A 304-nucleotide genomic window follows, 5' to 3' on the forward strand; every position below is an offset into this window, starting at 1 on the left:
AACAACGTGGACGTGATAATTATCAATTATTTGAAATTGATATGGCCGATAAAGTACAAAGAGACTTTAATTACGAGCAAGAAATGTTGCTAGGTATTAATTCAGAACATCAATTTAGTTTAATGTACCAACCAAAAGTGACTCATCAAGGTGATTTATTAGGCTTTGAAGCTTTAATGCGTTGGCATCATCCTAAAGAAGGACTCATCTCTCCCATTGAGTTTATCCCTATCGCAGAGGAATCAGACTTAATCATCAACATTGGTGAATATGCACTTACACAGGCAGCTAAACAATTAGTTCT

Annotated in this window: 1 protein-coding gene; it reads left to right on the top strand. The window is 35.2% G+C overall.

Annotation, left to right across the window (positions count from 1 at the left end):
• Positions 1 to 304: EAL domain-containing protein (locus tag GQR39_RS20125; RefSeq protein ID WP_165736434.1), on the top strand; the 304-nt coding region annotated here is incomplete at both ends.

This window comes from Pseudoalteromonas sp. C8, assembly GCF_011378685.1.
GTDB classification, from domain to species: domain Bacteria; phylum Pseudomonadota; class Gammaproteobacteria; order Enterobacterales; family Alteromonadaceae; genus Pseudoalteromonas; species Pseudoalteromonas arctica.